The organism is Williamsia sp. 1135 (assembly GCF_002095395.1).
Taxonomy (GTDB): domain Bacteria; phylum Actinomycetota; class Actinomycetes; order Mycobacteriales; family Mycobacteriaceae; genus Williamsia.
Genome location: NZ_MJEI01000087.1, coordinates 79,771 through 86,142 on the forward strand (window position 1 = coordinate 79,771; position 6,372 = coordinate 86,142).

General features: G+C 65.0%; 5 protein-coding genes. 3 read left to right on the forward strand and 2 right to left on the reverse strand.

Annotated elements, in window-relative coordinates:
• Nucleotides 1-21: 21 nt before the first annotated feature.
• On the reverse strand, nucleotides 22-2,346 hold the full coding sequence (lon, locus tag BFL43_RS11440) for an endopeptidase La (RefSeq protein ID WP_084892667.1): 2,325 nt from the start codon (nucleotides 2,344-2,346) through the stop codon (nucleotides 22-24).
• A 100-nt stretch (nucleotides 2,347-2,446) separates the two neighbouring features.
• The gene (locus BFL43_RS11445; protein WP_084892668.1) at nucleotides 2,447-3,385 is read right to left on the reverse strand and encodes an SDR family oxidoreductase; all 939 of its coding nucleotides are present in this window, start codon (nucleotides 3,383-3,385) and stop codon (nucleotides 2,447-2,449) included.
• 141 nt (nucleotides 3,386-3,526) lie between these two features.
• Between BFL43_RS11445 and BFL43_RS11450 the strand changes: the two genes are divergently transcribed.
• The 3 genes from BFL43_RS11450 to BFL43_RS11460 form a co-directional block, all read left to right on the forward strand.
• The gene (locus tag BFL43_RS11450) at nucleotides 3,527-4,360 is read left to right on the forward strand and encodes a helix-turn-helix transcriptional regulator (protein ID WP_084892679.1); all 834 of its coding nucleotides are present in this window, start codon (nucleotides 3,527-3,529) and stop codon (nucleotides 4,358-4,360) included.
• A gap of 40 nt (nucleotides 4,361-4,400) precedes the next feature.
• The gene (locus tag BFL43_RS11455) at nucleotides 4,401-5,285 is read left to right on the forward strand and encodes a hypothetical protein (protein ID WP_084892669.1); all 885 of its coding nucleotides are present in this window, start codon (nucleotides 4,401-4,403) and stop codon (nucleotides 5,283-5,285) included.
• Between the two features lie 104 nt (nucleotides 5,286-5,389).
• Nucleotides 5,390-6,372, forward strand: a 983-nt coding sequence (locus BFL43_RS11460; protein ID WP_143695266.1) for a DUF222 domain-containing protein, incomplete at its 3' end; no start/stop codon positions are given.

Sequence of the window (6,372 nt, forward strand, 5' to 3'; positions counted from 1 at the left end):
GTGGGGTCGTCGCGTCGAACGTCAGGCCGCGGCGGACGCAGTCTGCTCGACCGGCTCCAGCGCCTGCGCGATGATGTCGGCGACGTCGGTCATCGGATGCACGGTCAGTGCTTCGAGGACCTCGGCCGGGACGTCATCGAGATCGGGCTCGTTGCGTGCCGGAATGAAGACGGTCGTCATCCCCGATCGCGCTGCGGCGAGGAGCTTCTGCTTCACGCCACCGATCGGCAGCACGCGGCCGTTCAGGGTGACCTCACCGGTCATCGCGACGTCCGCCCGGACCTTGCGTCCGGTCGCCATCGACACCAGTGCGGTGACCATGGTGACACCCGCGGACGGTCCGTCCTTCGGAGTGGCACCGGCCGGAACGTGGACGTGGATGCTCCGCTCGAGACTCTTCGGATCGATCCCGAATTCGACTGCGTGCGAACGCACATAGCTCAGTGCGATCTGCGCCGACTCCTTCATCACGTCGCCGAGCTGTCCGGTCAGGACCAGGCCTTCTCCGTCCGTGGATCCGGCTTCGATGTAGAGCACATCGCCACCGAGCCCGGTGACTGCGAGTCCGGTTGCGACACCGGGCACCGCCGTCCGCTCTTCCGAATCCGGGGTGAACCGGGGCTTGCCGAGATAACCGACCAGATCGGGCTCGTCCACGGTGATCTTGGCGCCGTTGGACGAATTACTCAGGGCAGTGGTCACTTTGCGCATCAGCTTGGCGAGGAATCGCTCGAACTGACGAACACCGGGCTCCCGGGTGTAGTCCGCCGCGATCTTGCGCAGTGCATCGTCGGTGACATCGACCTCGTCGTCGGTGATCGCTGCGCGCTCCTGCTGACGCGGCAGCAGGTAGTCGCGGGCGATGACCACCTTGTCGTCGTCGGTGTAGCCGTCGATGGTGACGAGCTCCATGCGGTCGAGCAAGGCCGACGGGATCTGTTCGATCACGTTGGCGGTCGCCAGGAAGACCACGTCTGACAGGTCGAGATCCAGATCGAGGTAGTGATCGCGGAACGTGTGGTTTTGCGCGGGATCCAGGACCTCGAGCAGCGCTGCGCTGGGGTCGCCGCGGTAGTCCGCGCCGACCTTATCGATTTCATCGAGCAGCACAACAGGATTCATCGAGCCCGCCTCGCCGATCGCCCGAACGATACGGCCCGGGAGCGCGCCGACATAGGTACGCCGGTGACCGCGGATCTCGGCCTCGTCGCGCACGCCGCCGAGTGCGACGCGGACGAACTTGCGGCCCAGGGCGCGGGCGACGCTCTCACCCAGCGACGTCTTACCGACGCCGGGAGGACCGGCCAGCACCATGACGGCGCCGGATCCACGTCCGCCGACGACCTGCAGGCCACGCTCAGCCCGACGGGCACGAACCGCGAGGTATTCGACGATGCGATCCTTCACATCGTCGAGACCGTGGTGATCGGCATCGAGGATCGCGCGGGCACCCTTGATGTCGGTGGAGTCGGTGGTGGTGACGTTCCACGGAAGATCGAGGACGGTGTCCAACCAAGTTCGGATCCAGCCGCTTTCGGGACTCTGGTCGCTTGCCCGCTCCAGCTTGCCGACCTCACGCATCGCGGCTTCGCGGACGTTGTCGGGCAGCTCGGCGGACTCGACGCGGGCGCGATAGTCGTCGCTCCCGTCGGGCTCGTCCTCGCCGAGTTCCTTACGGATGGCGGCGAGTTGCTGACGCAGCAGGAATTCCTTCTGCGTCTTCTCCATGCCGTCGCGGACATCGCCTGCGATCTTGTCGTTGACCTCGACCTCGGCGAGATGGTCACGGGTCCAGGTGATCAGGGTGCGCAGACGCTCACCCACATCGGGGGTTTCGAGCATCTCGCGCTTCTGTACGTCAGTGAGGTACGAGGCGTAGCCGGCGGTGTCGGCCAGGGCCGAGGGGTCGCTCAGTTTGTTCACCGAGTCGATGACCTGCCAGGCCTCGCGCCGCTGAAGCATTGCCAGCACCAGTTGTTTGTATTCGGCGGCGAGTTCACGGACGTCGCTGGTGACATCGGTTTCTTCGACGGGCTCGACCTCGACCCAGAGAGCAGCGCCGGGGCCGGTGGTTCCGGAGCCGATGTGCGCGCGAGATTCGCCCTTGAGCACAGCGCCCGACTGGCCACCGGCCATCCGGCCCAGCTGCACGATCGAGGCGACGACGCCGTAGGCGGGGTAGCGGTCGTCCAGGCGTGGAGCGACCAGTAGTTTGCCGGCATCGCTGGCTTTCGCAGCGTCGACGGCAGCGCGTGCGGCGTCATCCAGTTCGACCGGGACCACCATGCCGGGAAGCAGGACGGGATCGGTCAGGAACAACACCGGCAGGCGATTGAGTTCGGTCATGTTTCCTCCAAAGTTAAGTACGTCTGGCTCAACTTCGGCACCAGGAGCTTTGTTCCGCCAGGTAGCGCTGTTCATCGAGGGCGAACACGAGAGCGGAGATCTACCAGGTGAACGATGTCGTGAGCTTTTCAGAGACCTGCCAGATTCGCGTCGCCGCCTCGGTGTGGCGAAGCCGGGAGTAGAGCTTTTGCTTTCCGGGGCCGCCTCCGACGTGCCCGACCCCACGCGGTCCGTAGAGACCACCTCGCTCGGCGTCGGGAGAGGTCGCGGCGTACAGCGCCGGCAGCTGGGCTGTTTCGACCGTGCCGACCAGAATGCGCCGATCGGAGAGGGCCCGGATGACCCTCCGGCCGACTGTTTCCTTGTCGCGGCCGAGTTCTGCGCGTGCGGCGAGGAGATTTGTGGGAGCGATTCCCGGATGAGCGAGGTTGCTGGTGATGTTCCAGCCGTTCGCCTGACTCCGCCGGTCGAGTTCCAGGCCGAACAGCCCGAACGCGATCTTCGATTGGCTGTAGGCCTTCATGCCGTCGTACGAGTGTTCCCACTGCAGGTCGTCCCAGTTGATGGACCCGCTGTTCGCCGCGATGCTGACCTGCGACGTCACCCGCGCATGGCCGGCGATCAAGAGCGGCAGCAGGTGGGCGGTGAGTGCGAAGTGGCCGAGATGGTTGGTTCCGAACTGGATCTCGAACCCGTCGGCGGTGGTCTGGCGGTCAGGCGGGGTCATGACGCCGGCGTTGTTCACGAGAATGTGGATCGGCCGATCCTCCGCCCGCAGCGTCTCGCCGAGAGCGGCGACGGACGCGAGCGACGACAGGTCGAGGTCGCGCAGTGAGACCTGCGCAGTGGGGTGCTTCTGAAGAATCGTGGCGATCGCCGCCTCGCCTTTGCGTACATTGCGAACGGGCAGAAGCACTTCGGCTCCCGCCGCGGCGAGTCTGCTGGCGATGCCGAGCCCGATACCGTCGCTGGCTCCGGTCACGACGGCGCGTTGGCCGGACAGGTCGGGGATGGTGATCTCGATGGGTGTGCGTGGCATGTGTCTCTCCTGGAGGTCTGGTGGTGCTTTCACGTTCGTCCACCGCGGGCGAAGTGGGCAGGGCTCGCTTATCCACTGATCGGGAAGCCGTGGATGAGCGGCGGCGTGCACGATAGGAAGAAGACGAACCCAGGAGGCGACATGGTCATCGACCGGACCGGACTGGCGGACTTCCTGCGTCGCCGCAGGGAGGCGCTCCAGCCCGAGGACGTGGGCCTCCCGCGCGGATCACGCCGTAGGACCACTGGACTGCGGCGAGAAGAAGTGGCGTCACTCTGCCACATGTCGACCGACTACTACGCGCGTATCGAACGCCAGACCGGACCGCAGCCGTCCGAGCAGATGATCGCCGCCATCGCGCAGGGCCTGCACCTCTCGGTCGAGGAGCGTGACCACCTGTTCCGGCTCGCCGGACATCACCCCCCGACGCGGGGCCCCGCCAGTGAGCACATCAACCCCGGTCTACAACGCATCCTCGACCGCCTGCACGACACCCCCGCAGAGATAGTCACCGAACTCGGCGAGACGTTGCGGCAGACTGCACTCGGCGTTGCGCTCACCGGGGACCTGACCGCCTACAACGGCCCTGCCCGCAGTATCGGCTATCGCTGGTTCACCGATCCCGCGAGCCGTTCGCTCTATGCGCCCGAAGAGCATCCGTTCCTCACCCGTATGTGGGTGTCCGGCCTCCGCGGAGTGGTCACGCTTAGAGGTCCCGATTCCTACGCAGCGCACCTGGCCGATCTGTTGCTTACGCAGAGCGAGGAGTTCCGCAATGTCTGGGACACCCATGAGGTCGGAATCAGACCACACGAGGTGAAGAAGTTCATGCATCCCGAACTCGGTGCGCTGGAGTTGACCTGCCAGACACTTCTCGATCCCGTGCAGTCGCATGCGCTTCTGGTCTACACCGCTGTCCCCGGAACCGAGAGCTATGAAAAGCTGCAGCTGCTCTCACTGGTCGGAACCCGGTGATCCGCTCAGGTGAGCCGGTCGTGTCCGGTAGGAAGAACGGATGACATTCAAGTACTCGGCGTCCGACCGGGCACTCGCCCGCGCGGCGTACGAGACCCTCGAGCCGTTTCACGTCCTCGCGTACTTCAGCCCCGAGATCAAGGGCGCCTGCGCCGACACCGGATTGGACTTCCACGGCTGGTACGTAGGGGCCCGAGGTGCACCACTGGGCCCGTGTGACGCGGCGGTTGTCGCGGCAGCGTTCTTCAACTTCAGTCCCGCGGTCGTCACGCCGGGCTGGGACGCCGCGAAGGCGGTCGGCCTCGACGTGGTCGACTCCCGCCGCTACCAGATGCTCGACGAGACCCTCCGCCCAATACTCGGCGACCGGATCGGTGACCCGGCCCTCGATGAGCTGGCCGATCGCTACGCCGAAAAGGCTGCGACTCTGCCCATGGGTGGACGACCACTGGCCGCAGCGTGGGCGGCGTCGACACCACCGCCCCAGCCGCACGTGCGGTTGTGGCACTCCATCGCGATCATCCGAGAGTGGCGTGGGGACGCGCACATCGCGGCATTGGTGATCGCCGGTCTGGATCGGCTCGAGGCGTTGGTGTTGCACGAATCCCCGCATCCAGATCCGAACCTGCGGCGTCGCGCGCTCGGTAAGAAGCTGGTGATGATCACTCGCGGCTGGAGCGACGAGGACTGGGACGCTGCCGTCGATCGCCTCGTTGCACGAGGTCTGCTCGAACGGACGGACAGCGGGGAGGCGATGACGGCCGCGGGCGGCAAACTGTACGACCACATCGAAGAACTCACCGACGACGCCGCGGCAGGCGCGTGGGCCGGTGATCCGAAGTCGGAGGAATTGCTCTCTGCCACCAAGCCTTTCGTGAAGGCCGTCATAGACTCTGGTGTGCTTCCCGGAACCAAGAAGAAGTAGAACGAAGGACACCTCGTCATCTGAATAGATGAATCTTGGTCTGGGGTCGCGGTAGGCCTGTTTTGGTCGTTGTCGTGTCAGACCCCTGCCGTAGGTTAGCAAGTATGTTCGAACCGTGGCCGAGTCTGGACCCCTCCATCACCGGGATAACGCCGGCGATGTCGTTGCGGGCCAATGACTTGTTGGCCTCGATCGAGCGGGCGCTGACCGGGCAGGGTTATCTGGAATGGGCCCGCTACGCCTATGCCGCGGAGCTGCACCGCCAGCTCGAAGCCGAAAGCGTTGCTTCTCATGATTTCCTGCAGGACGCGTACGTCCAGGCCGCAGCCCGCCTGGCTCTGGCGAATCGGCTGTCTCAGACGGCAGCGGAAAGTCATCTCACCTGTGCGCTCGCGTTGCGGGACCGGTTGCCGAAGGTGGCACTGGCCCTCAAGCATGGTCTGGTGGCCTGGCATCACATCCCGAAGATCGTCTCTCGCACGGATTTGATCGAAGGCACCGACCATGCTGCCGACATCGACCGCGACATCGCAGAGAGTTTGCGCGGCAAGGGGTCGTGGTCGAGCAAGGCTATGCGGGACATGATCGATGCCACCATCTTCCGGCGCGATCCGGACCTGATCCGCGAAGACCGCAAGGACGCCAAAGACAAGCGTGGAGTCTGGAGCGAGGGTGAGCAGAACGGGATGGGCAGCCTGACTGCGACGTTGTCGGCTGAGCACACGGCGATCATCATGAAGCGGTTGGAGATGTTGGCGAAGTCGACCTGCCGGCGCGATCCGCGCAAGAAGGCTCAGCGGATGTCCGATGCGTTGTTCGCGATCACGATGGGCCGCGAGTTCGCGTGCTTGTGTGATGAGGACGACGAGCATCCCTGTGAAGCGGAGATCTGGCCGCTGGTCAAGACGCAGCAGATTGGTGGGGTCGACGTCAAAATTGTGCTCCATGCGATCGCGAATCAGTCCACGCTCGATGGTGAGGACGACGAGCCCGGCTACCTCGAAGGCCATGGCGTCATTTCCGCCGAACACGCTCGCGACCTCGCCAAGCAGGACTCGACCACAGTCCGGCCCACGGGCAACAAGAC

Excerpts from the sequence above, each read along its gene's own strand:
- lon (WP_084892667.1), bottom strand. The coding sequence starts at position 2,346 with ATGACCGAACTCAATCGCCTGCCGGTGTTGTTCCTGACCGATCCCGTC.
- BFL43_RS11445 (WP_084892668.1), bottom strand. The coding sequence starts at position 3,385 with ATGCCACGCACACCCATCGAGATCACCATCCCCGACCTGTCCGGCCAA.
- BFL43_RS11450 (WP_084892679.1), top strand. The coding sequence starts at position 3,527 with ATGGTCATCGACCGGACCGGACTGGCGGACTTCCTGCGTCGCCGCAGG.
- BFL43_RS11455 (WP_084892669.1), top strand. The coding sequence starts at position 4,401 with ATGACATTCAAGTACTCGGCGTCCGACCGGGCACTCGCCCGCGCGGCG.